Origin of the sequence: Pseudomonas lopnurensis (assembly GCF_015070855.1) — a bacterium.
Taxonomy (GTDB): Bacteria; Pseudomonadota; Gammaproteobacteria; order Pseudomonadales; family Pseudomonadaceae; genus Stutzerimonas; species Stutzerimonas lopnurensis.
In genome coordinates this window covers 16796-42922 of the sequence record NZ_JADDIX010000028.1, presented here as the reverse complement: position 1 = coordinate 42922, position 26127 = coordinate 16796, and the positions used below count along the sequence as shown (strand labels likewise).

Here is a 26127-nt window from a genome sequence, read left to right as displayed (position 1 = left end):
GGATCGCCACCCGGTGGATCGGTGAAGCGCGATCCACCCTACAGGTCACGCGGTTCAGCGGCCCTGGCAGGCATCCACTCGCAGCCAGCGCTCCAGCAGCTTGAAGCCCTGCATCAGGACGAAGGCGATCAGCAGATAGATCAGGCCGGCGGTGAGGAACATTTCCTCGTGCAGGTAGGTACGCGCGGCGATCTTGCGCGCCATCCCGGTCAGCTCCAGCAGGGTGACGGTGCTGGCCAGGGCGCTGGCCTTGAGCATCAGGATCACTTCGTTGCTGTAGGCGGGCAGGCCGATGCGCGTGGCGCGCGGCAGGATGACGTGCCACAGCGCCTGACTGCGCGACATGCCCAGTGCGCGTGCGGCTTCCACTTCGCCGTGGGGCACGTTCTGGATCGCGCCGCGGATGATCTCGGCGATGTAGGCGGCGGTGTGCAGCGTCATGGTGAGGATGGCGCACCAGTATGGGTCGCGCAGGTACGGCCAGAGCACGCTCTGGCGCACGACATCGAACTGCGCCATGCCGTAGTAGACGAGGAACAGCTGCACCAGCAGCGGGGTGCCGCGGAAGAAGAAGATATAGCCATAGGGCAGCGCGCGCACCGCCAGATGCCGGGACGAGCGGGCGATGCCCAGCGGCAGGGCAAGGATCAGGCCGGCGACGACCGAAACGCCGACCAGCTGCAGGGTCAGCCAGGCGCCGTCGACGAAGCTCGGCAGCCATCTGATGAAGGTTTCCCAGGTCATGCGGCGCTCCTGACGAAGCCGCGGCCGGCGCGTTTTTCCAGGAAGTGCATGCCGATCATGGCGACGATGGTCAGGCACAGGTAGATGAAGGCGGCTACCAGGAAGAAAGTGAAGGGCTCCTTGCTGGCGGTCACGGCGATCTGCGAACGGCGCATGATTTCCTCCAGGCCGATCACCGAGACCAGCGCGGTGTCCTTCATCAGGATCATGAACAGGTTGCCCAGCCCCGGCAGGGCCAGGCGCCACATCTGCGGCAGGATCAGGCGCATGAAGATCCGCCGTTTGCCGAGTCCCAGCGCCAGGCCGGCTTCGCGATGGCCCTTGGGGATCGCCAGCAGCGCGCCGCGGAACACCTCGGTGGCATAGGCGCCGAAGCACAGGCCGAGGGCGATGGTGCCGGCGGCGAAGGGGCTGAGGGCCAGGTTCGCGATGCCGAACAGCTCGCCGAGGCCGCGAATCAGGCTGATGGTGCCGAAGTAGATCAGCAGTACCCAGAGCAGCTCGGGTATGCCGCGCACGATGGTCGAATAGGTGCCGCCGATCCAGCGCAAGGCGCTGTAGGGCGAGGTCTTGGCGAGGGCGCCGAGCAGACCGAGCACCAGCCCCAGCGCCAGGGAGGCGAGGGCCAGTTGGATGGTCATCCAGGTGCCGGCGAGCAGGGCCGGACCGAATCCGTGAAGGTCAGGAATCATAGAAGCTCAAACACCGAAGCCCGGTCGGCCAGAGCGCTGGCGACCGGGCTTCGGCTCGGTTGGATCAGTAAATGCTGAACGGGAAATACTTGTCGTTGATCTGCTTGTAGGTGCCGTCGGCGATGATCTCCGCCAGTGCCTTGTTCAGGTTCTCGCGCAGCTCGTCGTTGCCCTTGCGCACGGCGATGGCGATCTTGTCGTCATCGAATACCGGCTCGCCCTTGAACTCGAAGTTCTTGCCGGCGTCGCTCTTGAGCCATTCCCACTGCACGAAAGTGTCGGCGAGGATGCCGTCGACGCGGCCGGAGGCCAGGTCCAGATAGGCGTTTTCCTGGGTGTCGTAGAGCTTGATGTCGACCACGCCGTCCAGGTTGTCTTCCAGCCAGGTGCCGGCGATGGTCGCGCGCTGGGCGCCGATCACCTTGCCGTCCAGGTAATCCTTGTCGGTCTTGAAGTCGCTGGACTTGGGCGCCACGAACTGCAGCTTGTTGGTGTAGTAGTGGTCGGTGAAGTCGACGGCGTTCTTGCGCTCTTCGGTGACCGACATCGAGGCGGCAAGGAAGTCGAACTTGCCGGCGTTCAGGGCCGGAATGATGCCATCCCAGTCGGACGTGACCACGTCGCACTCGACTTTCATCTTGGCGCACAGGGCGTGGGCGATGTCCAGGTCGAAACCGACCACCTGGCCGCTGGCGTCGATCAGGTTGAAGGGTGGGTAGGCGCCTTCCGTACCGATCCGCAGTTTTTCCGCGGCGAATGCTTGCGTACCGATGATCAGGGATGCAGCGGCGGTCAGCAGGATCTTCTTATAGCTCTTCATGCGAGTGTTGCTCCATTAGCGATGGCTGGACATGAATTGTTTACAGCGCGCCGATTGCGGGTTGTCAAATACCTGCTCGGGCGTTCCTTGCTCCTCGACCAGGCCCTGGTGGAGGAAAACCACTTCGCTGGATACCTGCTTGGCGAAATTCATCTCATGGGTGACGAGCAGCATGGTGCGGCCTTCTTCGGCGAGCGACCGGATCACTGCAAGCACTTCTTGTACCATCTCCGGGTCCAGCGCCGAGGTGGGCTCGTCGAAGAGAATCACCTTGGGCTGCATCGCCAGGGTGCGGGCGATCGCCGCGCGTTGCTGCTGGCCGCCGGAAAGCTGGTTGGGATAGGCATGACGCTTATCGGCGATGCCGACCTTGGCCAAGAGCGCCTCGGCGACTTCCGTGGCCTGGGCCTTGCTCTGGCCGAGCACCCGCCGCGGCGCCTCGATGATGTTGTCGAGGATGGTCATGTGCGGCCAGAGGTTGAAATTCTGGAACACGAAGCCCAGTTCGCTGCGCACCCGGTTGAGCTGCCGGCCGTCGGCGGCGACCAGGTCGCCCTGCTTGTCGCGCTTGAGCTTGAGCTGCTCGCCGGCAACCAGGATTTCGCCCTCGTTGGGGTTCTCGAGCAGGTTGATGCAGCGCAGGAAGGTGGACTTGCCGGAGCCTGAAGAGCCGAGGATGGAAATCACGTCGCCATCACGAGCGGTCAGCGAGATGCCTTTGAGAACTTCCAGGTCGCCGTAGCGCTTGTGCAGGTTGCGGATTTCCAGTGCGGGTATGGCCTCGGCCATGCGGGGTCCTCTTGCCGACCGGCGAAAGGCCGCCTGGTCGGGAAATTCTATTGATTTGCGCTCCGGCGACTGCTCGCCATCCTGGCGAGGCGCAAACCTAGCATGCACCGGAGCATGCGCCAAGCGTGAAGAAGACGGAATTAACCGGCTCTACGGCCTCTAAAAGTGCCCAACTGCCTTCATCGCTCCCATTCGTTGGCATCCGGCGGATGCCGCTCGTGCCGGCACGGCGTCTGGCACGGCGCTGCGCGAGGAGTCGCTACTGCTGAGTCGGTTTCGGCTCGTCGGCGGTTTCGCCGCTGAGCATTTCATCGTGCTCCTCCATTTTCCACGGCAGGCTGCCGGGAGAAATGTGCAGGAAATGCAGGTACTTCTCGAACTGGTCGAGGATGTCGCCGATGATATCCGCCTGGTCGTAACCATAGATGTCATAGGACTGTCCGCCGCGGCGCAGGAAGACTTCCGCGCGATAGTACTGATCCTCGCCCTCGGGGCTTTCGGAGAGCGCGAACGCCGGCATGGCGTAGCTGAGCAGGCGGATCTCGTAGATGAAATCCAGCTGATCCTCCTTGATCACCTCCAGGTACAGCCGCGAGTTCTGCTCGTCGATATGCACCTCGGCCGGCCAGCCCTGCTCGGTCAGCGCCCGCTGGACCCGACGCATGCCCTTGAGCACGGTGGTCGACATGAAACCCTCGACCTCTTCGCGGCTGGGGAAATTGACCAGGCCCGCCAGGCGCTTCTTCCACAAGCCGGGCCCCGCGTTGCTCGCCAGCCGGCTGCCCTGCATCTGGCTCTGCAGGCTGACTTCGTGATGCCCTTCGATCACCAGCGCGCGCCACATGCCCAGTGCGGACAGCAACATGATGACGGCGAAAGGCAGCGCGCTGGCGATGGTCATGGTCTGCAGTGCGCTGAGCCCGCCGGCGAGCAGCAGCGTGGCGGCCACGGCGCCTTCGCTGGTGGCCCAGAACACCCGCTGCCAGACCGGCGTGCGAATGGCGCCACCAGCGGCCAGCGAGTCGATCACCAGCGAGCCGGAATCCGACGAGGTGACGAAGAAGGTGATGATCAGCACCACCGCGATGAACGAGGCGATCGAGGTCAGCGGCAGCCGCTCGAACAGCTTGAACAGCGCGATCGCGTGATCGGCCTGCACTTCGCTGATCAGCGAGCTGTAGCCCTCGACCATGATCAGATGCAGCGCGGTGTCGCCGAAGATGGAGAACCAGAGAAAGGTGAAGATGGTCGGCACGAACATCACGCCGAAGACGAACTGGCGGATGGTGCGGCCGCGGCTGATCTTGGCGATGAACAGGCCGACGAACGGCGACCAGGCGATGGTCCAGCCGAAGATGAACAGCGTCCAGTTGCCGATCCAGTCGCTGCGGCTGTAGGCCTGCAGGTTGAACGTGCGCTCGATGATGTTGTTCAGGTAGCTGCCGGTATTCTGCAGGAACGTCTCGAGGATGAAGATGGTCGGGCCGACGATGAACACGAACAGCATCAGTGTGATCGCCAGGACCATGTTCAGCAGCGAGAGGTTCTTCACGCCCTTGTCCAGGCCGGCGACCACCGAGGCGATGGCCATCAGGGTGATCACCGCGATGGCGATGATCTGCACGCCGATACTCACCGGAATCTGCGGCCACAGGTAGTTCATCCCGGCGTTGATCTGGGTGACCGACAGGCCGAGGGTGGTGGCGATGCCGAACAGCGTGCCGAGGATGGCGCAGACGTCCACCGCGTGGCCGATGGGCCCGTGGATGCGTTCGCCGATGATCGGGTAGAGCGCCGAGCGCATCGACAGCGGCAAGCCATGGCGGAAGGAGAAGTAGGCCAGCACCAGGCCGGTCAGGCCGTAGATCGCCCAGATATGAAAGCCCCAGTGGAAGAAGGCGATCTGCATGGCCTGCTTGGCCGCGTCGACGGTTTCCGGAGTGCCGACCGGAGGCGTCGAATAGTGCAGCACCGGTTCGGCCACGCCGAAGAACAGCAGGGCAATACCGTAACCGGCGGAAAACAGCATGGCGAACCAGGCCGGAAAGCTGTACTGCGGCTCCGCGTGATCCGGCCCGAGCTTGATGCTGCCCCATTTGGTCAGCGCGATGCCGACGATGAAGACCAGGAAGAACGCCACCGCCAGCATGTAGAACCAGCCGAAATTGGTGGTGATGAACGCCAGGGTCGAGCTGAACACCTCACCGGCCAGATCCGGATTGCTGATGGTGCCGATCACCAGCAGGAGCGTCACGACCACTGCCGGAACGAATACCGGTACGAGGATCACGGCCTTGGGTAGCTTCTTTTCTGAATCCATGGGGGACAAGATTCTCGGGGTTGAAAGCTGCGGGGAGCTAGGGAAATTCGGGTGCCGCCTCAAGCATAGACGGTCATTTTCGCCAAACGCTCACTGGGCGCTGTCGCCCGGGCGAATGGCCACTCGTGTCGGGCGAGCGCAGCGAAAGCCGATGGATGTTCGTATAGGCCTGGCTGTCTCGCCACAGAGACCTGCGGGAAAGCCTGCCCGCGTTGCGCTCAGGCCAACGCGTTGCCAGCGGCTGGCGTAGGCCCGGCCAATTGATTGTGGCCGTTCACTGAGGCCGGACGACGGTTGCGCGCTGGTTATAGGCATGTCGCTGCCCGGTAGGGCCACTGCAAATCGCTCGGTGCGAGGCGCAACCTGTGCCAGCAGGTGTGAAAAACCGCAGAAAGCAAAAAGGCCCACCGTATGGGTGAGCCTTTTCGTTCGGTATTAGTGGTGCCCAGGGACGGAATCGAACCGCCGACACGGGGATTTTCAATCCCCTGCTCTACCGACTGAGCTACCTGGGCAACGGGGCGCTATTAGACGGATTTGGCTTTTGCCTGTCAAGCGTACCCGGGAAAAATATTTAGCCTGGACGGGCGCTTAGCGCTGATCGGTGGTTCGGAGGGTTGACGCCGGGAGCGTCAGCCTGCGATTCGTACCGAGCCGCGCACGATACGCCCGGCTGCGGGAGAGGGATCATTCGCTCGGCGGTACGTAGCCTTCGGCCTGGGCGTAATCCTCGCCGGAGAAGAACTTGTCCATCTCCCCCTGGAGGAACTTGCGGTCCTCGGCATTCATCATGTTCAGCCGGCGTTCGTTGATCAGCATGGTCTGGTGCTTCTGCCAGTCTTCCCAGGCCTGTCTGGAGACGTTGTTGTAGATGTCCTCGCCCTTGGGACCGGGATACGGCGGGCGGTCGAGGCCGGGGAGTTCCTGTTTGTATTTGCGGCAGTTCACGGTGCGGGTCATGGTTCTTCTCCTGCGTTCAATTCAGCGGCGGCGCGCTTGAGCAGTGTCTTTACCGGCGCGGCGAGGCCGAGGCGCGGCGGGGTGGCGAGGTTATACCAGAGCCAGTCGGCCTCGGCCACGGCGCCCGGCGCGGACTTGACTCTGATCAGCCAGGGTTCGATGGCCAGCTGGAAATGGCTGAAGGTGTGGGTCAGGCCGGGCAGCTCGCGACGCTCCTCGAGCTGCAGGGCGTGGCGTTCGGCCAGGGGATCGAGGGCGGCCAGGTCGTCCAGTTCCGGCAGGCTCCAGAGCCCGCCCCAGAGCCCGCTGGACGGGCGCCGGTAGAGCAGGATGTCGCCTTCGCGATTGGCCAGCAGCGGCATCAGGGTGCGCTTCTGCGGCAGCGCCTTGCGCGGCTTGGGTACCGGGAAAGCGGTTTCGCGGCCGAGCAGGTGGGCGCGGCAGCCCTCCTTCAGCGGGCAGAGCAGGCAGCTCGGCCTGCTGCGGGTGCAGAGCGTGGCGCCCAGGTCCATCATCGCCTGGGTGTAGTGGTTGACCCGTTCCCGCGGGGTGAAGCGTTCGGCGATTTCCCAGAGCTGGCGGGCCACCTTCGGCTCGCCGGGATAGCCGGCCTGGGCGATGTAGCGCGCCAGCACGCGCTTGACGTTGCCGTCGAGGATCGGCGCGCGCAGGCCCATGCTCAGGCTGGCGATGGCGCCGGCGGTGGAACGGCCGATGCCGGGCAATTCGGCGAGCTTTTCCACGTCCTGCGGGAACACGCCGCCGTGTTCGGCGACGATCAGCCTGGCGGTCTTGTGCAGGTTGCGCGCACGACTGTAGTAACCGAGGCCGGTCCACAGGTGCAGCACTTCGTCTTCCGCGGCGGCGGCCAGTGCCTCGACGCTGGGCAGCGCGGCCATGAAGCGGTCGAAGTAGCCGAGCACGGTGCCGACCTGGGTCTGCTGCAGCATGATTTCCGAGACCCAGACCCGGTAGGGCGTGATGCCCTGCTGCCAGGGCAGGTCCTTGCGGCCGTGGCGATCGTACCAGGCGAGCACCGCCGCGCCGAACTGCTCGGGGCTCATCGCTTGAACAGGCCCTTGAGGGCATCCTTGAGGTCCGGGCTGACCTTGTCGCCGAGCTTCTCTTCGATCTTCTCGCTGAGTTTCTCGCCGGCCAGCTTGGCCGCAACCTTGCCCAGCGCGTCATTGTCGAAGCGGCAGGCCTTGGCGCCCAGTTCCAGCGGGCCGCGGCAGCGCAGCGGCCACTCGATGCCGACGTAGCGCTCGTTGACCTGGCAGGCCGGGTCCGGCATGGCGCCCTTGTCGCCTTCGATGACGATGCCGACGCGGTAGTCCATGCCCAGCACGCGCAGGTCGATGTCGCCATTGCCGTTGACCGTCAGCCCGGGAATGCTGGCCCTGAGGTCGGGGTTGCTGGCCACGCCGTTGCGCAGGGTGAGGTTGCCCTTGAGTTCACGGAAGGCCGTGTCCTTGCTGCGCGGCTCGCTGCTGAGCGGCTTGCGGTTGAGCGTGGCGATGGCGCGGCAGAGCTGCTGCTCGAGGTTGGCGTCGACCAGCACGCCGTTGTCGACGATGAAGCCGACCTTGCCGTTCAGGTTGTCGATCCAGGCCTTCTGGCTGTTGCCCTGGGTGCGCAGGTCGCCGTCCAGGTTGAGCAGGCCCTTGACCACCACCTCCTCCCCCTGGCTTTCCAGCAGGCGCTCGACCGGCACGCCGTTTAAGCGGTTCTGCACGGCCAGCAGTGGCAGCGCCGGGCGTACGTCGAGGCTGGCGGAAGCCTGCAGGCGGCCGCCATACAGGCCGCCGCGCAGTTCCTGCAGTTCGAGCAGGCCGCGATTGCTGCGCGCCTTGAGATTGAAGCCGTCGAGCGGCAGCTTCATCGCGGTGAGGCTGCCGACGGCGAGGCTGATATCGGTGTCGAGCGTGCGCAGCCGGTCCAGCGGCAGCACGGCCGCATCGCTCCAGGCCTGCTGGGTCGGGGCGCTCGGCAGTGGCGTGGTGCCGTTGCCGACGGCGCTGGCCTGGGTGCTCTTGACTTCGCTCTTGCGCGCCGCGCCGGCGGATTCGTCCTTGGCCGGCGGCGGCAGGTAGCGATCGAGATCGAGGCGGTCGCCCTTGAGGTTGATGCGCAGCGCCTGGCGAGCGAAGTCGCTGATGGCGATCTGCCCGGTGAAGGTGCTGTCGTCGAGTTTCAGCGTCAATTCTTCCAGCGCCAGGCTGTTCTGCGTGCCGCTCAGGCGGCTGACCAGTTCGGCCTTGCCCAGCACGTTGCCATCGGCCGTCACCGGCAGTTCCTGGCCGGCGCTCTGGAGGAATTCGCGCAGATTGAACTGCGCCACGGTCAGCGCGCCGCTGAACTTGGGCTCGTTGTCGAGATCGCGCGCCTTCAGCTCGCCGAGGCCGCGCAACTGGTTGGCGGTGAACCTGAGGCTGTTCCATTCGGCGATCTGCGCGGCGAGATCGACCAGCAACTGGCCCTGGGCGCTGAAGCTCAGGGTCTTGCCCTGCAGCGGCTCGCCCGAGGCCTCGCCGGACAGGCGCATGTCCTCGAACTGGTAACGCTTGAGCTTGTTGTCGAAACGCAGCGCGCCCTGCAGTTCGGTGCGCGCGCGCATCACCGGCTGGTTGCTGCCGAAGAAGGCGTTGAGCTTGAGCGGGATCGCGCTGCCTTCGCGAATGGCGCCGGTGCTCAGCTCGATGCCTTCGGCGCTGAATTGCTGGCCGCTCTGGGCGTCATGGTAGGTGACCCGGGCGTCGCTGACGGTGAGGCTGTCGATATCCAGCTTGAGCGGTTTGCCGCGCGACGCTCGCTCGCCTTCATCGGTCTGCGGTTCGGCCGGCGCCTGTGGGGTTTCGGCGGGCTGTTCGGCCTGGCCGGCCGGCTGGCCGACGCCTTCCCAGTTGCCGCGGCCCTGCTCGTCTCGGCTCAGGGTCAGGTTGAGGCCATTGACGGTGATGTCGCTCATCTGCACTTCGCGGCGCAGCAGCGGCATCACCCGCACGGAGAGGCCGAGCATGCGCAGGTCGGCGAATGGCTGGTCCGGTGTCTGCACGCTGGCCAGGGTGGTTTCGTGCAGCTCCAGGCCGAGCCAGGGGAACAGGCTCCAGCCGATGTCGCCGTCGATGTTCAGTTCGAGGCCGGCCTTGCTGCGCGCGAGGTCGCGAATCTCGTCCTTGTAGTCGTTGGGATCGAAGAGGTGGGTCAGGGCGAAGCCCGCTGCCACGACGACCAGCAACAGCCCGAGAATGACCAGACCCAGGATTTTGCCGAGCGATTTCATGGACGAGTCCTTGTAGATGAGCGGTCAGAAAAGTGCCGAGTATAGCCCCGTGCCTTCCCCTGTCGGGAATGCGGTCGGCGTTGGAGTGGTGTCCGAGGTGCTGGTTCCGCACGACAGGTCGAAGCGCGGGGCATGCAGGCGATCCTGCCGGTGTGCAAGGTCGTGGCGTTGGACCCAGCAGGTCAGTAGGGTGGGCTTCAGCCCACCATTCAGCCCGCCATCGTATCTACAGCGGGTCCAGCGGCAGATGGGTTCGTGCCGCCAGGGTGCCGGCTTCCGGATGCCCTTCGGGCGCGGCCAGGCGTAGCGGCTTGCCGGCCGCGCCAGCCAGGCGCTGGGTTTCTTCCAGCAGGCGGCGGCCGACGCCGCGCTGGCGCGTGAGCTTGCGCACGCACAGGTGCGACAGGCGCCAGCTGGTGTCGCCGCGCCGCAGCAGGGCGGCGCCGAGCAGGCGGTCGTTGAAGCGCCCGGCGATCAGGCTGCCATCGGCCAGGGCCGCCTCGACCAGCGCCTCGGGGCTGGCGTAGGGCGCCAGCAGCCAGGCGGGCGCATCGGCATAGATCTTCGCCAGGTCGCTGCGATCCTGCGGGCTGGGCTGGGTGATGGATTCGACGTAGACGGGCATGCTGACCTTGCGACGGCTGAGCGGAATGCCGCAAGGATACCCGCGAACACCCGTCGCCGCACGGGGCGGCGGTGCTGGCTCGGCTGCGCTCACTGCAGCCGGTGACGCTCGTGCAGGAAGCTCAGCACCGCGCGGCGGTAGTGGTTGTACTCGGGGTCGTCGGCCAGGGCGATGCGCTCGCGCGGGCGCGGCAGCTTCACCTCGAGGATTTCGCCGATGGTCGCCGAGGGGCCGTTGGTCATCATCACGATGCGGTCGGACAGGAGCACCGCCTCGTCGACGTCGTGGGTGATCATCATCATGGTGTTGCCCAGCTCCTTCTGGATCCTCATCACCTCGTCCTGCAGGTGCGCGCGGGTCAGCGCGTCGAGTGCGCCGAAGGGCTCGTCGAGCAGTAGCACCTTGGGCTTCATCGCCAGCGCGCGGGCGATGCCGACGCGCTGCTTCATGCCGCCGGAGATTTCCTGCGGGTACTTGTTCAGCGCATGGCCCATGTTCACCAGGCCGAGGTTGTGCTCGATCCAGTCGCGGCGCTCGTGCTTGCTCATGCTGCGCTTGAACAGCTTGTTCACCGCCACCTCGACGTTCTCATAGACGGTCAGCCAGGGCAGCAGCGAATGGTTCTGGAACACCATGCTGCGATCCGGCCCGGGGCCGCGGACTTCCTTGCCGTCGAGGATCACCCCGCCGAGGCTGGGGTCGAGCAGCCCGGCGACGATATTCAGCACCGTCGACTTGCCGCAGCCGGAGTGGCCGATGATGGAGATGAACTCGCCCCTGGCGATGTCCAGGTTGATGTCCTTGAGCACCTGCGAGGCCAGGTTGCCGCGTACGAAGCTCTTGTCCAGGTGTTCGATGGAGAGATAGCTCATGGTGTCGCTCCTCAATTGGCCGGAATGCCGCGGGTGATGCGCTGGCCGACGAAGGCCACCAGGCGGTCGAGGACGAAGCCGACCACGCCGATGTAGACGAGCGCGAGAATGATGTCGCTGATGCGCGAGGCGTTCCAGGCCTCCCAGATGAAGAAGCCGATGCCGACGCCGCCGATGAGCATTTCCGCGGCGATGATCGCCAGCCAGGACAGGCCCACGCCGATGCGCAGGCCGGTGAAGATGTAGGGCGCGGCGGCCGGCAGCATGATGGTCTTGAAATACTCGAAGCCGTTGAGCTGCAGCACCTGGGCGACGTTGCGGTAGTCCTGCGGGATGTTGCGGATGCCCACCGCGGTATTGATGATGATCGGCCAGATCGCGGTGATGAAGATGACGAACAGCGCCGAGGGATGGCTGTCCTGGAAGCCGGCCAGCGACAGCGGCAGCCAGGCCAGCGGCGGCACCGTGCGCAGCACCTGGAACAGCGGATCGAGGCCGCGCATGGCCCAGTCCGACTGGCCGATCAGCACGCCCAGGGCGACGCCGGCGACCACCGCCAGCAGGTAGCCGACCGCGACCCGTTCGAGGCTGGCCAGCAGCTGCCAAGCCAGGCCGACGTCGTTGCCGCCGTTGTCGTAGAAGGGGTCGACGATCAGCTCCCAGGTCTCGGCGATCACCTGCGACGGTGGCGGCAGCGCGGCGTTGGCGCCGGAGCAGAGCATCTCCCAGATCACACCCAGCACCAGCAGGATCACCAGGGGCGGCAGCAACTGCTGCACGATGCGTTGTCCGCAACGCCGGGCGATGCCGGCGAGCCGGGAGGGCTCGGCGATCGGCAGCGGCTGGGCGGTGGCGGGCTGGAATTTCACATTGGCATTCATGGGCGTTTCCTCGCGGAGCGGGCGGTGTTCAGGCCATGGCCTTGATGGTCAGGCTGTCGAGATAGGCTTGAGGATTCTCGGGGTCGAAGACCTTGCCGTCGAAGAAGGTCTCCACGCCGCGGGAGGTCGAGGTCGGGATCAGCTCGGCCGGCAGGTTCAGCTCGCCGGCGGCGGCGCGCCAGATGTCCTCGCGGTTGACCGTGGCGATCAGCGCCTGGCTGTCGAGGTCCGCCGGCAGATAGCCCCAGCGCTTGTTCTCGGTGAGGAACCAGAGGTCGTGGCTCTGGAACGGATAGGAGGCGTGCTCGTTCCAGAAGCGCATCGGGTGCGGGCTGTTCTCCACCCGCTTGCCGTTGCCGTAGTCGAAGTTGCCTTTCAGGCGCGCCTCGATGTCCTTGGCCGGGGCGTTGATCCAGCGGCGGGACGAACAGATCTTCGCCACTTCGGCCTTGTTGGCCATGTCTTCGCAGAACATCTGCGCTTCCATCACCGCCATCAGCAGGGCGCGGGTGGCGTTGGGGTTGGCGTCGACGAAAGCGCTGCGCAGGGCCAGGGATTTTTCCGGGTGGTTGGCCCACAGCTCGCCGGTGGTAATCGCCGAGTAGCCGATGTTCTGGTTGATCAACTGGGCGTTCCACGGCTCGCCGACGCAGAAGGCGTCCATGCTGCCGACCTTCATGTTGGCGACCATCTGTGGCGGCGGCACGACGATGGTGGCAACGTCCCTGTTCGGGTCGATGCCGCCGGCGGCCAGCCAGTAGCGCATCCACAGGTCATGGGTGCCGCCGGGAAAGGTCACCGCAGCCGAGGCCTTGGACTTGGCGGCGAAGGCGGCCTTCAGCGGGCTGGCATCGGTGCCGATGTTCAGCTCGGCGTATTCCTTGCCCAGCGAGATGCCCTGGCCGTTGAGGTTGAGGCGGGCGAGGATGCTCATCGGCACCGGCTGGCCGTTGTTGATGGTGCCGATGCTGAGCTGGTAGGGCATGGGGGTAAGGATGTGCGCCCCATCGATGCCGTTGCGGGCGCCGCCCAGCACCAGGTTGTCGCGGGTGGTGCCCCAGGAGGTTTGCTTGAGCACCTCGACGTCGGTCATGCCGTACTTGGCGAAGAAGCCCTTTTCGACGGCGACGAATAGCGGCGCGGCATCGGTGAGGGCGATGAAGCCGAGCTTGGCCTTGCTGGTTTCCACATCGCCGCCGCCGGCCCAGGCGGCCGAGCGCATGCCCAGTGGCATGCCGCCGAACAGGGCGACCCCACTGGCGGCGAGGATCGAATGCTTGAGGAAGCTGCGGCGCGAGGCCTGCAATGGGCTGTTTTGTTCGTCGTTGCTCGGCTTGTCGGTCATGGTCGGCTTTTCCTTGGGGCGAAAAAAAACGGTGTCACGCCGAACCGGCTGAGCCGGCGGGCGTGGACACCGTTGTCCTGATGAGGAATTGTGGAGACCGGCATTGCCAGTCCTGATCAGGCTTTAGCGAAAGCTGTGCCAGAGTGCTCAGGCGGCGCCGGATGATTCACAAATGGAGGCAGGCCTTGTCGGCGAGCGCTGTCGAATCAATGACTTGCCCGCATGTGCGAATGGCGTAGCGGATGCCCTTCGGGTGGGCGACGGTGACGGGTGCGATGCACATCTGCGGGGCAGGCGAGGCACGATGGCGGTGTGGCGTGCCTGTTTTCAGTGCTTTGGTCGGGTGCGGCCGGGGCGGGTCGTCGGGTTGCCGGACGGGGTGCCGTCGATGGCCAGCAGGCGCTGGGCGACTTCCTCCAGGCGCAGGCCCTGGTTCATCGCCGCCTGGCGCAACCAGGCATAGGCCTCGCTTTCGGAGAGGCGCTGCTGGCGCATCAGCAGTTGCTTGGCGCGCTCCACCAGCCGGCGTTCTTCCAGTGCCTGCCGCGCTTCCTGCAGTTCCTCGTGCAGGCCCTGCAGGCGCAGGGTCTGGGTCTGCAGCAGTTCCAGGATGGAGCGTGTGACCATGGCGGTCATGCCGTCCTGCGGCGGCGCATCCAGGTCGCTGGTCTGCACGCTGAACAGCTTGGCCTGCTCGGCGGCGGCATGCATGTCGGCGATGCCGTCGAGCAGCCGGCGGTGGCTGTGCAGGTCGCTGCGAATGCGCTCGATGCTCTGCCGGCAGCATTGCAGCAGATCTAGCTCGAGGCGGGTTTCGACGTCCTTCATCGCGTCGATGCGCCGGGTGTGCAGCTCGAACCAGAGTTCGCACAGCTGCGGATCGACCCCGGCATCCTCCCGGGTCCGCCGGGCGATGTCGCGCAGGCGACAGGCCTGGGCATCGATGTCGCTGCCACGCAGCGTCTGCCAGAGCGCCTGTGCCGGCGGGCTGGCGAAGCGGTCGAAGGTGGCGAAGCAGCGTTGCTGGCCTTCCAGCAACTGGTCCAGGCGCTCGAGCATGTCGCGGCGGAAATAGCCGCTGGCGAAGCCGGCGACGCCCAACGCGCGTTCCTGGCCGGCCAGCTCCTTGCCCTGCATGAAGTTGAACAGCGCCACCAGGCAGCGGGTGATGTCCGGGTCGGCGGCGGTGTCGGCGGCCTCGAACACCACGGCCAGCAGCCCGCCGATCAGCCGCACCAGGGTGGCGGTGGCATCCTGCATGCCGACGGCGTGCTCGCGGATGCGCCGGCGCAGCGCCGGCAGTTCGTCGAGGCTGTGCAGGGCATAGGCGATGCGGGTGAACAGCCGGGTCTTGTCCGCCGAGCTGACGGCATCCAGGTCGATGCGTTCGAGGTCCTGGCGCACCGCGCGCTCCAGCGCCTCGGCTTCCAGGCTCAGGCGGTCGAGCTGCTGGCGCTGGTGCGCGGCGTTGCCGCTCAGGTAGATGTTCGAGTAGCCGCGTTCCTTCTGCAGCGCGTGCACCAGCTGGCTGATGCGGGTGACCAGCTCGCAGGTCCGCGCCAGGTCTTCCAGGCCCAGCAGTTCGCTACGCCGCGCCGCCAGCATGAAGCGCAGGGTGGCGGGCATTTTTCGTCCGTGCATGCGCTGCACCTTGGTTGGCAAATGGTTGGCAAATGAGGCGGTTCCTGCAAGATGCAGTCCAGCCGCCCGGCGCGTATCCCCGCTGCGGCGTTTGCGCCTATAATATGCCCCTTTTCGCCCCACGATCAGCGGAGCTGTTGATGTCCGAACGTACGGCTTGCGTAGAGCGCAACACCCTGGAAACCCAGGTCAAGGTCACCATCAACCTGGATGGCACCGGCAAGGCGCGCTTCGCCATCGGTGTGCCCTTCCTCGAACACATGCTCGACCAGATCGCCCGCCACGGCCTGATCGACCTGGATATCGAGTGCAACGGCGACCTGCACATCGACGACCACCACACCGTCGAAGACGTCGGCATCACCCTCGGCCAGGCCTTCGCCAAGGCCCTGGGCGACAAGAAGGGCATCGTCCGCTACGGCCATTCCTATGTGCCGCTGGACGAAGCGCTGTCGCGCGTGGTGATCGATTTCTCCGGCCGCCCGGGGTTGACCATGAACGTGCCCTACACCCGCGCGGTGGTCGGCAAGTTCGATGTCGACCTGTTCCAGGAATTCTTCCAGGGCTTCGTCAACCATGCCCTGGTCACCCTGCACATCGACAACCTGCGCGGCATCAACACTCACCACCAGATCGAGACGGTGTTCAAGGCCTTCGGCCGCGCGCTGCGCATGGCGGTCGAGCGCGATCCGCGCATGGCCGGGCAGATGCCGTCGACCAAAGGGTGCCTGTGATGCAGACCGTCGCCGTCATCGACTACGGCATGGGCAACCTGCATTCGGTGGCCAAGGCCCTCGAGCACGTCGGCGCCGGCAGGGTGCTGGTGACCAGCGATGCCCAGGTGATCCGCGAGGCCGACCGGGTGGTGTTCCCCGGTGTCGGCGCGATCCGCGACTGCATGGCCGAGATCCGCCGGCTGGGCTTCGACGAGCTGGTCCGCGAGGTCAGCGTCGACCGGCCGTTCCTCGGCATCTGCGTCGGCATGCAGGCACTGATGGAGCGCAGCGAGGAGAACGACGGCGTCGACTGCATCGGCCTGTTCCCCGGCCAGGTGCGCTTCTTCGGCAAGGACCTGTACGAGGACGGCGAGCACCTCAAGGTGCCGCACATGGGCTGGAACGAGGTCAGGCAGGCGGTGGACCATCCGCTCTGGCACGCCATTCCCGACAATGGCCGTTTCTACTTCGTGCACAGCTACTACGTCGAGGCCGGCAATCCGCGCCACGTCGTGGGGCGCGGTCACTACGGCAAGGACTTCGCCGCGGCGCTGGCCGACGGTTCGCGCTTCGCCGTGCAGTTCCACCCCGAGAAGAGCCATACCCACGGCCTGCAACTGCTGCAGAACTTCGCCGCCTGGGATGGTAGATGGTGAGCCGCAAGCTTCAAGCGGCAAGCTACAAGTTTGGTGCGTGTGGGCTTGCCGCTTGAGGCTTGCAGCTTGCAGCTCTTTTGACGTTAGGAAAAAGCTATGCTGATCATTCCCGCTATCGATCTCAAGGACGGCGCCTGCGTGCGTCTGCGCCAGGGCCTGATGGACGATGCCACGGTATTCTCCGACGACCCGGTGGCGATGGCCGCCAAATGGGTCCAGGCCGGTTGCCGCCGCCTGCATCTGGTCGACCTCAACGGCGCTTTCGAGGGCCAGCCGGTCAACGGCGAGGTGGTCACCGCCATCGCCCGGCGCTATCCGGAGCTGCCGATCCAGATCGGCGGCGGCATCCGTTCGCTGGAAACCATCGAGCACTACGTGCGCGCCGGGGTCAGCTACGTGATCATCGGCACCAAGGCGGTCAAGCAGCCCGAGTTCGTCGGCGAAGCCTGTCGCGCCTTCCCCGGCAAGGTGATCGTCGGCCTGGATGCCAAGGACGGCTTCGTCGCCACCGACGGCTGGGCCGAGGTCAGCAGCGTACAGGCGACGGACCTGGCGCGCCGCTTCGAGGCCGATGGCGTCTCGGCGATCGTCTACACCGACATCGCCAAGGACGGCATGATGCAGGGCTGCAACGTCGAAGCCACCGTGGCCCTGGCCAACGCCAGCCGCATCCCGGTGATCGCCTCCGGCGGCATCCACAACATCGGCGACATCCAGAAGCTGCTGGATACTGACAACCCCGGCATCATCGGCGCCATCACCGGCCGCGCGATCTACGAGGGCACCCTCGACGTGGCCGAAGCGCAGGCGCTCTGCGACCTGAAGTACAAAGACGAATAAGGCAGCCACAAGCGGCAAGTGCCAAGCCGCAAGATAAAAGCGCTGCACAGTTCGGCTTCTACTTGAAGCTTGGGGCTTGCAGCTTGCAGCTCTTTTCGGAGAAAAAGCATGGCCCTGGCCAAACGCATCATCCCCTGCCTCGACGTGGACAACGGCCGCGTGGTCAAGGGCGTCCAGTTCGAGAACATCCGCGACGCCGGCGACCCGGTGGAGATCGCCCGCCGCTACGACGAGCAGGGCGCCGACGAGATCACCTTCCTCGATATCACCGCCAGCGTCGACAACCGCGACACCACGCTGCATACCGTCGAGCGCATGGCCAGCCAGGTGTTCATCCCGCTCACCGTCGGCGGTGGCGTGCGCAGCGTGCAGGACATCCGCAACCTGCTCAACGCCGGCGCCGACAAGGTCTCGATCAACACCGCCGCGGTGTTCAACCCGGAATTCGTCGGCGAGGCCGCGCAGCGCTTCGGCTCGCAGTGCATCGTCGTCGCCATCGATGCGAAGAAGGTTTCCGCGCCGGGCGAGACGCCGCGCTGGGAAATCTTCACCCACGGCGGGCGCAAGCCCACCGGGCTGGATGCGGTGGCCTGGGCATCGAGGATGGAAGCGCTCGGCGCCGGCGAAATCCTGCTCACCAGCATGGACCAGGACGGCGTCAAGAGCGGCTACGACCTGGGCGTCACCCGTGCCATCAGCGAGTCGGTGTGCATCCCGGTGATCGCTTCCGGCGGCGTCGGCAACCTGCAGCACCTGGCCGACGGCATCCTCGAAGGCAAGGCCGATGCGGTACTCGCGGCGAGCATCTTCCACTTCGGCGAGTACACCGTGCCCGAGGCCAAGGCCTATCTGGCCGCGCGTGGCATCGTGATGCGTTGAGAACCCGTTCACGTTCTGCTGCGCACCTGTCCTGCTGCGTCGGAAAGCGTGTGGCCAACGCACTATAGTGCGGTCCGGGGGGGGGCGAGGGAAGCGCGTCATGTTCGGCAAGCTGCGCTTCCTCGCCTGCGTGAAGCGCCTACGGTGGGGCGTCACATGCCTGATCGGGAGGCGCTCGATCACTATCCATGGACACATCCGCCGGACAGCGGATGCGGCTTTACGAGGATCACTCATGTTCAGAACTCCGACGTTCGTCCTGGCGGCAGCACTGCTGTTCGGCGGCGTCCTGGCGCATGCCCAGGCCCCGGCGAAGATCGATCTGCTGACGGAGAACTTCCCGCCCTACAACATGGCGCTGGACGGCAAGAACTTCGCCCGTGACGAGGACATCAGCGGCATCGCGGCGGATATCGTGCGCGAGATGTTCAAGCGCGCCGGCGTGGACTACACCCTGACGCTGCGTTTCCCCTGGGAACGCATCTACGGCATGGCGCTGGAGAGGCCGGACTACGGCGTCTTCGTCACCGCGCGGCTGCCCGAGCGCGAGGCGCTGTTCAAGTGGGTCGGGCCCATCGGCCCGGACGACTGGGTGCTGCTGGCCCGCGGCGACAGCCCCATCCGCCTGACCAGTCTGGAACAGGCGCGCCAGTACAGCATCGGCGCCTACAAGGGCGACGCCATCGCCGAGCACCTGGACGGCCAGGGCATGCAGCCGGTGCTGGCGCTGCGCGATCAGGAGAACGTGAAGAAGCTGATCGATGGGCGGATCGACCTCTGGGCCACCGGCGATCCCGCCGGACGCTACCTGGCGCGCCAGGAAGGCGTGAGCGGACTCAAGCGCGTGCTGCGCTTCGACAGCGCCGAGCTCTATCTGGCGCTGAACCGGCAGGTCGCCGACGAGACGGTGCAGAAACTGCAGCAGGCGCTGGAGCAGATGCGCGCCGACGGCACGGTCGAGACGATCAACGCGCGCTACCTGTAGCGCCGCACGTCGCCGACGTAGGGTGGGCCGGGTGGCGCTCCGCTTCAGTCCCCCAGGGGCGGCGCCATCGCTGCCCCTTGGGCCCTTGTCCGGTCAACTGCCGTACTCGACCGTAGGGTGGATAACGCGCAGCTTATCCACCATGGTCCCATGCAATGGCGCGGTGTCGACGTCGAGCAGGCGTTGCGCCGCGCGTGGAAAACGCTTCGCGGTTTTCCACCCTACGGTACCCGCATGGGAACTGCGCGGTGCGGCTGTTCGCGAGCGAGCTCCTATAGAGGCCGTGTGAAGCGCTAGCGGTAAATTCCGCCCTTGCCATGGGCGGCCATCGCCCGGTTGCTGCGCGTGGCGATCATCTGGTCGATGCCGATCCATTCGATGCCCTGCTCGGCCAGCCGCGGCAGTTCGCGCTCCAGCAGGGCCAGCGTGCTGCCGTGGGGGTGGCCGATGACGACCACCGAGCCCTGCTCGCGGGCCAGGGCGATGGCTGCCCTGAAGCGTTCGGCCACGGCCTCCGCGCTGGGGTCATTATCCAGGAAGATATCCCGCGACAGGCTCGCCAGGGCGACGCGCTGGGCGTTGGCGGCAGCGACGGTGCGTGGGCTGGTGCGGCTGTCGAGAAAGAACAGATGGCGCCGCTGCAGTTCGCCCATCAGCCAGGCCATGGCCTGTGGCTGCTCGGTCATGGCACTGCCCATGTGATTGTTCACCCCGCTGACGTGCGGCACCGCCGCCAGCGCGGCGTCCAGGCGGCGTTCGAGTTCGTCGTGGGGCAGTTGCGGATGCCAGGCGAAGCGCCCGCCCGCCGGCGCCATGGGCATGTGCAGCAGCACGGTCTTGCCGGCGCGATGGGCCTGTTCGGCGAGCGTGGCGGCATGGCGGGTATCGGGCAGTATCGCCAGCGCCACCGGTCCCGGCAGTTCCAGCACGCGCTGGTCGCGCGCCGGATTCTGCCCGAGATCGTCGATGACCAGCGCCAGCCGCGGCATGCGCGCCGGCTGCACCGCCTCGCTGGCCACCGCCTGCCCGATCAGCGCGCCGCACAACAGGAGCGGCGTGGCCCAGCGACGCATGCTCATTGCCCGCGGGTGAGGTTCAGCCCCTTGAGCAGATTGAGCGCCTGGCCGAGTTGGTAGTCGTCGTCCTGCGGGCGTGGCGAGTCGCTGGCGATCGGGCTGCCGGACGGTCGGTCCGGGCCGCCGTTGCCGTTGCCCAGGTGCCCGGCCAAATCGGCCTCGCGGAAACTTTCGCCGGCCTGTTCGCGGGTCAGCCTGGCGCGTTCCACCTTGATGTCGGGCTCGATGCCCTGGGCCTGGATCGAGCGGCCGTTGGGAGTGTAGTAGAGCGCGGTGGTGAGTTTCAGCGCGCGGTCGTTGTTCAGCGGCAGCACGGTCTGCACCGAGCCCTTGCCGAAGCTGTCGGTACCCATCACCACGGCGCGCTTGTGATCCTGCAGGGCGCCGGCGACGATTTCCGAAGCCGAGGCGCTGCCGCCGTTGATCAGCACCACCAGCGGTACGCCTTCGCTGGCATCGGCCGGATCGGCGTTGAAGCGCAGCTCGGAGTTGGCGATGCGCCCCTTGGTGTAGACGATCAGGCCCTTGCTGAGGAAGTGGTCGGAGATCTCCACCGCCGCCTGCAGGACGCCGCCGGGGTTGTTGCGCAGGTCGAGCACCAGGCCGTTGAGCTTCTGGCCGCCGTTGTCCTTCTTCAGTCTGGCCAGGGCCTTGCCCACCTCCTCGCCGGAGTTGACCTGGAACTGGGTGATGCGCAGGTAGCCGTAGCCGGGCTCGAGCATCTGGCTTCTGACGCTGCGCACCTTGATGACCGCGCGGGTCAGCTTGACGTCGAACGGCTGGCCGCCTTCGCGCACCAGGGTCAGGGTGATGTCGCTGCCGGGCTTGCCGCGCATCTTGGCCACGGCATCCATCATCGACATGCCCTTGGACGGCTGGCCGTCGATCTTGACGATGAGGTCGCCGGCCTCGATGCCGGCCTTGGAGGCGGGGGTGTCGTCGATCGGCGAGACCACCTTGATGAAGCCGTCCTCCACGCCGACCTCGATGCCCAGGCCGCCGAACTCACCGCTGGTGCTTTCCTGCAGCTCGGCGAAGGCGTCCGGTTCGAGGTAGGCCGAATGCGGATCGAGGTTGCTGAGCATGCCCTTGATGGCGTTTTCCAGCAGGGTCTTGTCATCCACCGGCTCGACATAGGCGGCCTTGATCCGATCCAGCACTTCGGCGAAGGTGCGCAGCTCCTCGAGCGGCAGCGGCGCCTTGCCGCCGGGCGCAGCCAGTTCGGCCGGTGCCGCTTCGAGCTCGGCCGGGGGCTGCTGGGCCCAGGCGGCGCCGTGCATGCCCAGCGCAATGGCCAGGGCGAGCGTGGACGGGCGGGCGATACGGCGCAGGTGCAACATGTCGAACTCCAGTCAATGAGAGGGCGCGCTTGGCGGTCTTGCGGCCGTCAGCCTTGCGCGCGGCACCACTGCGCGGGGTCGCTGGGGCGGCCCTGCTGACGAATGGCGAAATACAGTGCGGCGGTTTCCTGGCCGCCGCTGGTGCCTACCGTGGCAATCGGATCGCCGGCCTTGACGATGTCGCCAGCGTCGCGCAGCAGGCTCTGGTTGTGTCCATACAGGCTCAGGTAGCCATTGCCGTGGTCGAGAATCACCAGCAGTCCGGCGCCCCGCAGCCAGTCGGCGAACACCACCCGGCCACCATGCACGGCACGGACCTGGGTGCCGACGCTGGCGCCGATCAGGACGCCATCCCACTTGGTTCGAGCGTCGCCGCCGCGCGGAGTGCCGTAATGGGCGACCAAACGTCCGTCGACCGGCCACGGCAGCTTGCCCTTGGCGTGGGCGAAGGGGCCACCGAAGCTGCCGCCGGCACTGGAAACCATGGGGCCGGAGGCCGCTGGCGAGTCAGGCTGCCGCTGCTGCCGTTCACGCTCGGCGAGCAGCGCACGCTGGCGCGCCTGCTCGGCTTCGCGGGCCTGGCGGGCGAGGGTTTCCTCGATGGTCTTGAGCACCCGCTCGAACTGGGCCTGCTCCTGGCGCCGGGCCTGCAGCTTCTGCTCGCGGGTGGACAGGTCGCTGTCGAGCCTGGCCAGCGCCTGCTGGCGCTCCTTGCGGACTTCGGCGAGCTGGCCGCGCCGCTCGAGCAGGCCGTCCTTCTGTTCGGCCAGCGTGGTCTGCTGCGCTTCGATATCGGTCTCGACCCTGGCCAGTTGCCTCAGGGTCTGGTTGAAGCTGTCGACCTGCTCGAAGCGTGCCTTGTTCAGGTAGTCGTAGTAGGTGAGGGTGCGGCTGAATTTTTCCGGGTTCTGCTGGTTGAGCAGCAGCTTGAGGTATTCCTGGCGGCCGCTTTGGTAGGCGGCGCGGGCTTGCAGGCCGATCAGGCGTTGCTGTTCGAGACGGGCGCCTTCGAGGGTGGTCTTCTCCTCGTCGAGGCGCTCCAGCTCGGCCTCGCTGCGGTCGATCTCCTGCTGCAGGTCGTCGACCTGCTTTTCCAGGTGGCCCATCTCGCTTTCGGTGGTCTGCAGCTGCTTCTGCACACCGGATTTTTCCTGCTCGATCTGCTTCAGCAGTTTCTGCAGTTCGGCGATGTCCTGGCGCGCGGCTTCGATTTGCTGCCGCGCCGCGGCGCGCTCGTCCGCCATGGCCGGGCCGAGCAGGCAGAGAAATGCGAGGGCGAGGAGGGAGCGAGACATGGGGGGCGCAACCGAGCGATCAACGACCGCCGTAGTATGCCTAAAAAAGCGGCCACACGCTTCAAGCGGCAAGCCTCAAGAAAAAGCAGAAAAAGCGCGGTGACCTCCGGGCGCCAGTCGGCCCGCTGTTTCGCTTGCAGCTTGCGGACGTAGGGCGGGTTGCAACCCGCCGCCTCGCGCATGACAGCAGCAGCGAATTGGCGGGTTTCACCGCCCTACGGATATTCCCGCCTTCAGTCTTTCAATTCGACGATCGAGCGGCCGGTCATCTCCGGCGGTACCGGCATGCCCAGCAGGGCCAGCATGGTCGGCGCCACGTCGGCCAGCACGCCGCCTTCGCGAATGGCGACGTCGCGCTTGCCGATATAGATGAAGGGCACCGGCTCGCAGGTGTGCGCGGTGTGCGCCTGGCCGGTCATGACGTCTTCCATCTGCTCGACGTTGCCGTGGTCGGCGGTCAGCAGCGCCTCGCCGCCGACCTTCTCCAGCGCCGCGACGATGCGCCCGACGCAGCCGTCCAGGCATTCCACCGCCTTGACCGCGGCCTCGAACACGCCGGTGTGGCCGACCATGTCGCCATTGGCGTAGTTGACGATGATCACGTCGTAGCGCTGGTTCTCGATGGCCTCGACGATGCGGTCGGTGACCTCCGGGGCGCTCATCTCGGGCTTGAGGTCGTAGGTGGCGACCTGCGGCGACGGGATCAGGATGCGCTCCTCGCCTTCGAACGGCTCCTCGCGGCCGCCGGAGAAGAAGAAGGTGACGTGGGCATACTTCTCGGTCTCGGCGATGCGCAGCTGGGTCTTGCCGTTGTTGGCCAGGTATTCGCCGAGCACGTTGGTCAGCGCTTGCGGGGCGAAGGCCGCCGGCGCCGGAATGCTCGCGGCGTACTGGGTGAGCATGACGAAGTCGGCCGGCTGCGGTACGCGGGCGCGCTCGAATTCCTTGAAGCCGGGCTCGACGAAGGCGCGGGTCAGCTCGCGCGCACGGTCGGCGCGGAAGTTCATGAACACCACGGCGTCGCCGTCTTCCACGCGCACCGGCTCGCCGATGGCGGTGGCCTTGACGAACTCGTCACTCTCGCCGCGCTCGTAGGCGGCGATCAGGCCGTCCACCGCATAGTCGGAACGGTACTCGGCCTTGCCGTCGACGATCAGCTCGTAGGCCTGCCGCACACGGTCCCAGCGGTTGTCGCGGTCCATGGCGAAGTAGCGGCCGATCAGGCTGGCGATGCGGCCCTTGCCCAGCCGGGTGAAGGTGGCCTGCAGCAGTTCGATGGAGCTTTGTGCGCTCTTGGGCGGTGTGTCGCGACCGTCGAGGAAGGCGTGCAGGTAGATCTTCTCGGCACCGCGCTTGGCCGCCAGCTCGGCCATGGCGACCAGGTGGTCCTGGTGGCTGTGCACGCCGCCGTCGGACAGCAGTCCGAGGATGTGCACCGCCTTGCCGGCGCCGACCGCCTTGTCCACCGCGGTGCAGATGGCCGGGTTGGCGAAGAACTCGCCGTCGCGGATCGCCTTGGTCACCCGGGTGAAGTCCTGGTACACCACGCGGCCGGCGCCGAGGTTCATGTGGCCCACCTCGGAGTTGCCCATCTGGCCGTCCGGCAGGCCGACGTCCATGCCGCTGCCGGAGATCAGCCCGTGTGGCTGGGTGGCGCGCAGGCGGTCGTAGACCGGCGTGCTGGCGGCATGGATGGCGTTGTATTCGGGGCTATCGCTGTGCCCGAAGCCGTCGAGAATGATCAGTACCAGGGGTTTGGGCGCGGCAGGCATGCTTTCGGGCTCCTTGCACGGGGCGGAAAAGGGCGGCCAGTCTACTGGCTGGCCGAGGCGAGGTCACGATTCGTCAGGGTTCAGCCGGTAGGAGGGGCTGTGTATACTGGCCCGCATTTTATCGTCCGGGTACCCGTTGATGCTCGCTAACCTGATTGAATTTGTCTCTAACCACTATGTACTCAGCAGCCTGTTCGTGGTGCTGTTGATCCTTCTGTTCATCACCGAGACGCGCAAGGGCGGCAAGAGCCTGAGCAATCGCGAACTGACGGCACTGGTCAACAGTGGCGAAGGCGTGGTGTTGGACGTGCGCGCCAAGAAGGAGTTCGACGCTGGGCACATCGTCGATGCATTGAACATTCCTTACGACAAGCTGGTCAGCCGAACAGGCGAGCTGGAAAAGCACAAGGCCAAGACCATCGTCGTGGTCGATGCCATGGGCCAGCACGCCGGAACGGCCTGCCGTGAGCTGCAGAAGGCGGGCTTCACTGCCGCCAAGCTGTCGGGAGGGATTTCCAGCTGGCGCGGCGACAATCTGCCAGTGGTCAAGTAATCATGCCCAACGTCGTCATCTATACCACCGCCTGGTGCCCGTTCTGCGTCCGTGCCAAGGCGCTGCTCGAGCGCAAGGGTGTCGCCTACGAAGAGATCGCCGTGGACGGCAAGCCCGCCCTGCGCGCCGAGATGGCCAGCAAGGCCGGGCGTACCTCGGTGCCGCAGATCTGGATCGGTGAGCAGCACATCGGTGGTTGCGACGAGCTGCATGCGCTGGAGCGCGCCGGGCGCCTGGACGCGTTGCTGCAGGCCTGACGGCGGTCCGATGGCGGCCGGTCCGTTGCGTCGGAACAACACCAACACGACACGCACAACTAGAAGGTTTTATCCATGACCGAACAAGCAAACAACGGCGCCGCGGCGCAGGGCGAACAGGGCGCCCAGTTCTCCCTGCAGCGTATCTACGTCCGCGACCTGTCCTTCGAGGCGCCGAAGAGCCCGGAAATCTTCCGTCAGGAATGGAATCCGAGTGTCGCGCTGGACCTGAACACTCGGCAGAAGGCCCTGGAGGGTGATTTCCATGAGGTGGTGCTGACCCTGTCGGTGACCGTCAAGACCGGCGAGGAAGTGGCCTTCATCGCCGAAGTGCAGCAGGCCGGGATCTTCCTGATCAAGGGCCTCGAAGCCGCCGCCATGAGCCATACGCTCGGCGCTTTCTGCCCGAACATCCTGTTCCCCTACGCCCGCGAGGCCCTGGACAACCTGGTGACCCGCGGCTCGTTCCCGGCCCTGATGCTCGCGCCGGTGAACTTCGATGCGCTCTACGCGCAGGAAGTGGCGCGCATGCAGGGCGCCGGCGAGGCGGCCGGCAGCGTCCAGCACTGAAAGGCAGCTTCAAGCTGCAAGCCATAAGCTGCAAGAAAAAGCCTGGCGAGGTCGTAGGGTGGATCACGCTTTACCGATCCACCGGGTGGAGTCAGGGTGGAAAAGCAGCCTCGAGCTGCAAGCCATAAGCTGCAAGAAAATACTTGACGGCGTTTGAGCGCCAGCTGCCACACTGATTCGCTTGCAGCTTGCAGCTTGCAGCTTGCAGCTTGCAGC

The 26127-nt window shown here is 66.0% G+C and carries 25 protein-coding genes and 1 tRNA gene; 8 read left to right on the top strand and 18 right to left on the bottom strand.

The window, feature by feature from the left end; genetic code table 11:
* Positions 1-54 precede the first annotated feature (54 nt).
* The 14 genes from IN820_RS06190 to IN820_RS06125 all read right to left on the bottom strand — a co-directional run bounded on the left by IN820_RS06190 (position 55) and on the right by IN820_RS06125 (position 14972).
* Entirely contained in the window at positions 55-744 is a 690-nt protein-coding gene (locus IN820_RS06190; RefSeq protein WP_193680138.1) for an ABC transporter permease, read from the bottom strand.
* A complete protein-coding gene (locus IN820_RS06185) occupies positions 741-1436 on the bottom strand; it encodes an ABC transporter permease (RefSeq protein WP_193680137.1) in 696 nt (231 codons plus the stop codon). The genes IN820_RS06190 and IN820_RS06185 overlap by 4 nt, the downstream gene beginning before the upstream one ends.
* A 64-nt stretch (positions 1437-1500) precedes the next feature.
* On the bottom strand, positions 1501-2256 hold the full coding sequence (locus tag IN820_RS06180; RefSeq protein ID WP_193680136.1) for an ABC transporter substrate-binding protein: 756 nt from the start codon (positions 2254-2256) through the stop codon (positions 1501-1503).
* 15 nt (positions 2257-2271) lie between these two features.
* Positions 2272-3045, bottom strand: a complete 774-nt coding sequence (locus IN820_RS06175; RefSeq protein WP_193680135.1) for an ABC transporter ATP-binding protein — start codon at positions 3043-3045, stop codon at positions 2272-2274.
* Positions 3046-3304: 259 nt separating this feature from the next.
* Complete coding sequence (locus IN820_RS06170) at positions 3305-5365, bottom strand: BCCT family transporter (protein ID WP_193680134.1); 2061 nt, start codon at positions 5363-5365, stop codon at positions 3305-3307.
* A gap of 439 nt (positions 5366-5804) precedes the next feature.
* Positions 5805-5880: transfer RNA gene (locus IN820_RS06165), tRNA-Phe, on the bottom strand.
* Positions 5881-6052: 172 nt separating this feature from the next.
* Positions 6053-6325: an oxidative damage protection protein gene (locus IN820_RS06160; protein ID WP_193680133.1), complete on the bottom strand. Its 273-nt coding sequence runs from the start codon at positions 6323-6325 to the stop codon at positions 6053-6055.
* On the bottom strand, positions 6322-7389 hold the full coding sequence (gene mutY, locus IN820_RS06155) for an A/G-specific adenine glycosylase (RefSeq protein WP_193680132.1): 1068 nt from the start codon (positions 7387-7389) through the stop codon (positions 6322-6324). The genes IN820_RS06160 and mutY overlap by 4 nt, the downstream gene beginning before the upstream one ends.
* Entirely contained in the window at positions 7386-9608 is a 2223-nt protein-coding gene (locus IN820_RS06150; RefSeq protein WP_193680131.1) for an AsmA family protein, read from the bottom strand. Before IN820_RS06150 ends, mutY begins: the two co-directional genes overlap by 4 nt.
* Positions 9609-9834: 226 nt before the next feature.
* Complete coding sequence (locus IN820_RS06145; protein ID WP_193680130.1) at positions 9835-10233, bottom strand: acetyl-CoA sensor PanZ family protein; 399 nt, start codon at positions 10231-10233, stop codon at positions 9835-9837.
* A gap of 89 nt (positions 10234-10322) precedes the next feature.
* Positions 10323-11105, bottom strand: coding sequence for an ABC transporter ATP-binding protein (locus tag IN820_RS06140; protein ID WP_193680129.1), 783 nt, complete (start codon positions 11103-11105; stop codon positions 10323-10325).
* Between the two features lie 11 nt (positions 11106-11116).
* Positions 11117-11986 (bottom strand): nitrate ABC transporter permease, encoded by an 870-nt coding sequence (gene ntrB, locus IN820_RS06135; protein ID WP_193680128.1) that lies wholly within the window; start codon positions 11984-11986, stop codon positions 11117-11119.
* A 28-nt stretch (positions 11987-12014) separates the two neighbouring features.
* Positions 12015-13331 (bottom strand): CmpA/NrtA family ABC transporter substrate-binding protein, encoded by a 1317-nt coding sequence (locus IN820_RS06130; RefSeq protein WP_193680127.1) that lies wholly within the window; start codon positions 13329-13331, stop codon positions 12015-12017.
* Positions 13332-13658: 327 nt separating this feature from the next.
* Positions 13659-14972: a nitrate regulatory protein gene (locus tag IN820_RS06125; protein ID WP_235989087.1), complete on the bottom strand. Its 1314-nt coding sequence runs from the start codon at positions 14970-14972 to the stop codon at positions 13659-13661.
* A 140-nt stretch (positions 14973-15112) separates the two neighbouring features.
* On the opposite strand from IN820_RS06125, the gene hisB reads away from it, so the two are divergent.
* The 5 genes from hisB to IN820_RS06100 all read left to right on the top strand — a co-directional run bounded on the left by hisB (position 15113) and on the right by IN820_RS06100 (position 19048).
* On the top strand, positions 15113-15706 hold the full coding sequence (hisB, locus tag IN820_RS06120) for an imidazoleglycerol-phosphate dehydratase HisB (RefSeq protein WP_193680126.1): 594 nt from the start codon (positions 15113-15115) through the stop codon (positions 15704-15706).
* Positions 15706-16344, top strand: coding sequence for an imidazole glycerol phosphate synthase subunit HisH (gene hisH, locus IN820_RS06115; protein ID WP_193680125.1), 639 nt, complete (start codon positions 15706-15708; stop codon positions 16342-16344). Before hisB ends, hisH begins: the two co-directional genes overlap by 1 nt.
* 96 nt (positions 16345-16440) lie before the next feature.
* Positions 16441-17184 (top strand): 1-(5-phosphoribosyl)-5-[(5-phosphoribosylamino)methylideneamino]imidazole-4-carboxamide isomerase, encoded by a 744-nt coding sequence (gene hisA / locus IN820_RS06110; protein WP_193680124.1) that lies wholly within the window; start codon positions 16441-16443, stop codon positions 17182-17184.
* 108 nt (positions 17185-17292) lie between these two features.
* A complete protein-coding gene (hisF, locus tag IN820_RS06105) occupies positions 17293-18063 on the top strand; it encodes an imidazole glycerol phosphate synthase subunit HisF (RefSeq protein ID WP_193680123.1) in 771 nt (256 codons plus the stop codon).
* A 235-nt stretch (positions 18064-18298) separates the two neighbouring features.
* Positions 18299-19048, top strand: a complete 750-nt coding sequence (locus IN820_RS06100) for a substrate-binding periplasmic protein (protein WP_193680122.1) — start codon at positions 18299-18301, stop codon at positions 19046-19048.
* A gap of 293 nt (positions 19049-19341) precedes the next feature.
* Here the strand turns inward: IN820_RS06100 and IN820_RS06095 are convergent, their stop codons facing one another.
* The 4 genes from IN820_RS06095 to gpmI form a co-directional block, all read right to left on the bottom strand.
* A complete protein-coding gene (locus IN820_RS06095) occupies positions 19342-20127 on the bottom strand; it encodes a divergent polysaccharide deacetylase family protein (RefSeq protein ID WP_193680121.1) in 786 nt (261 codons plus the stop codon).
* Entirely contained in the window at positions 20124-21464 is a 1341-nt protein-coding gene (locus tag IN820_RS06090; protein WP_193680120.1) for a S41 family peptidase, read from the bottom strand. The genes IN820_RS06095 and IN820_RS06090 overlap by 4 nt, the downstream gene beginning before the upstream one ends.
* Before the next feature lie 47 nt (positions 21465-21511).
* Positions 21512-22759: a murein hydrolase activator EnvC family protein gene (locus IN820_RS06085; protein WP_193680119.1), complete on the bottom strand. Its 1248-nt coding sequence runs from the start codon at positions 22757-22759 to the stop codon at positions 21512-21514.
* A gap of 233 nt (positions 22760-22992) precedes the next feature.
* Positions 22993-24531, bottom strand: a complete 1539-nt coding sequence (gpmI, locus tag IN820_RS06080) for a 2,3-bisphosphoglycerate-independent phosphoglycerate mutase (protein WP_193680118.1) — start codon at positions 24529-24531, stop codon at positions 22993-22995.
* Positions 24532-24670: 139 nt separating this feature from the next.
* Between gpmI and IN820_RS06075 the strand changes: the two genes are divergently transcribed.
* The 3 genes from IN820_RS06075 to secB all read left to right on the top strand — a co-directional run bounded on the left by IN820_RS06075 (position 24671) and on the right by secB (position 25911).
* A complete protein-coding gene (locus IN820_RS06075) occupies positions 24671-25084 on the top strand; it encodes a rhodanese-like domain-containing protein (protein WP_193680117.1) in 414 nt (137 codons plus the stop codon).
* Positions 25085-25086: 2 nt separating this feature from the next.
* Positions 25087-25341, top strand: coding sequence for a glutaredoxin 3 (gene grxC / locus IN820_RS06070; protein ID WP_193680116.1), 255 nt, complete (start codon positions 25087-25089; stop codon positions 25339-25341).
* Between the two features lie 75 nt (positions 25342-25416).
* A complete protein-coding gene (secB, locus tag IN820_RS06065; RefSeq protein ID WP_193680115.1) occupies positions 25417-25911 on the top strand; it encodes a protein-export chaperone SecB in 495 nt (164 codons plus the stop codon).
* Positions 25912-26127: the final 216 nt, after the last annotated feature.

What these genes read in the sequence shown, in the direction of transcription:
- IN820_RS06085 (WP_193680119.1), bottom strand. Translation starts at nt 22,759, where the DNA reads ATGTCTCGCTCCCTCCTCGCCCTCGCATTTCTCTGCCTGCTCGGCCCG.
- IN820_RS06125 (WP_235989087.1), bottom strand. Translation starts at nt 14,972, where the DNA reads ATGCACGGACGAAAAATGCCCGCCACCCTGCGCTTCATGCTGGCGGCG.
- IN820_RS06180 (WP_193680136.1), bottom strand. Translation starts at nt 2,256, where the DNA reads ATGAAGAGCTATAAGAAGATCCTGCTGACCGCCGCTGCATCCCTGATC.
- IN820_RS06175 (WP_193680135.1), bottom strand. Translation starts at nt 3,045, where the DNA reads ATGGCCGAGGCCATACCCGCACTGGAAATCCGCAACCTGCACAAGCGC.
- IN820_RS06170 (WP_193680134.1), bottom strand. Translation starts at nt 5,365, where the DNA reads ATGGATTCAGAAAAGAAGCTACCCAAGGCCGTGATCCTCGTACCGGTA.
- hisH (WP_193680125.1), top strand. Translation starts at nt 15,706, where the DNA reads ATGCAGACCGTCGCCGTCATCGACTACGGCATGGGCAACCTGCATTCG.
- grxC (WP_193680116.1), top strand. Translation starts at nt 25,087, where the DNA reads ATGCCCAACGTCGTCATCTATACCACCGCCTGGTGCCCGTTCTGCGTC.
- IN820_RS06100 (WP_193680122.1), top strand. Translation starts at nt 18,299, where the DNA reads ATGTTCAGAACTCCGACGTTCGTCCTGGCGGCAGCACTGCTGTTCGGC.
- IN820_RS06090 (WP_193680120.1), bottom strand. Translation starts at nt 21,464, where the DNA reads ATGTTGCACCTGCGCCGTATCGCCCGCCCGTCCACGCTCGCCCTGGCC.
- IN820_RS06130 (WP_193680127.1), bottom strand. Translation starts at nt 13,331, where the DNA reads ATGACCGACAAGCCGAGCAACGACGAACAAAACAGCCCATTGCAGGCC.
- IN820_RS06150 (WP_193680131.1), bottom strand. Translation starts at nt 9,608, where the DNA reads ATGAAATCGCTCGGCAAAATCCTGGGTCTGGTCATTCTCGGGCTGTTG.
- IN820_RS06160 (WP_193680133.1), bottom strand. Translation starts at nt 6,325, where the DNA reads ATGACCCGCACCGTGAACTGCCGCAAATACAAACAGGAACTCCCCGGC.
- hisB (WP_193680126.1), top strand. Translation starts at nt 15,113, where the DNA reads ATGTCCGAACGTACGGCTTGCGTAGAGCGCAACACCCTGGAAACCCAG.
- IN820_RS06190 (WP_193680138.1), bottom strand. Translation starts at nt 744, where the DNA reads ATGACCTGGGAAACCTTCATCAGATGGCTGCCGAGCTTCGTCGACGGC.
- gpmI (WP_193680118.1), bottom strand. Translation starts at nt 24,531, where the DNA reads ATGCCTGCCGCGCCCAAACCCCTGGTACTGATCATTCTCGACGGCTTC.
- IN820_RS06075 (WP_193680117.1), top strand. Translation starts at nt 24,671, where the DNA reads ATGCTCGCTAACCTGATTGAATTTGTCTCTAACCACTATGTACTCAGC.
- IN820_RS06140 (WP_193680129.1), bottom strand. Translation starts at nt 11,105, where the DNA reads ATGAGCTATCTCTCCATCGAACACCTGGACAAGAGCTTCGTACGCGGC.
- secB (WP_193680115.1), top strand. Translation starts at nt 25,417, where the DNA reads ATGACCGAACAAGCAAACAACGGCGCCGCGGCGCAGGGCGAACAGGGC.
- IN820_RS06185 (WP_193680137.1), bottom strand. Translation starts at nt 1,436, where the DNA reads ATGATTCCTGACCTTCACGGATTCGGTCCGGCCCTGCTCGCCGGCACC.
- hisF (WP_193680123.1), top strand. Translation starts at nt 17,293, where the DNA reads ATGGCCCTGGCCAAACGCATCATCCCCTGCCTCGACGTGGACAACGGC.
- ntrB (WP_193680128.1), bottom strand. Translation starts at nt 11,986, where the DNA reads ATGAATGCCAATGTGAAATTCCAGCCCGCCACCGCCCAGCCGCTGCCG.
- mutY (WP_193680132.1), bottom strand. Translation starts at nt 7,389, where the DNA reads ATGAGCCCCGAGCAGTTCGGCGCGGCGGTGCTCGCCTGGTACGATCGC.
- IN820_RS06095 (WP_193680121.1), bottom strand. Translation starts at nt 20,127, where the DNA reads ATGAGCATGCGTCGCTGGGCCACGCCGCTCCTGTTGTGCGGCGCGCTG.
- hisA (WP_193680124.1), top strand. Translation starts at nt 16,441, where the DNA reads ATGCTGATCATTCCCGCTATCGATCTCAAGGACGGCGCCTGCGTGCGT.
- IN820_RS06145 (WP_193680130.1), bottom strand. Translation starts at nt 10,233, where the DNA reads ATGCCCGTCTACGTCGAATCCATCACCCAGCCCAGCCCGCAGGATCGC.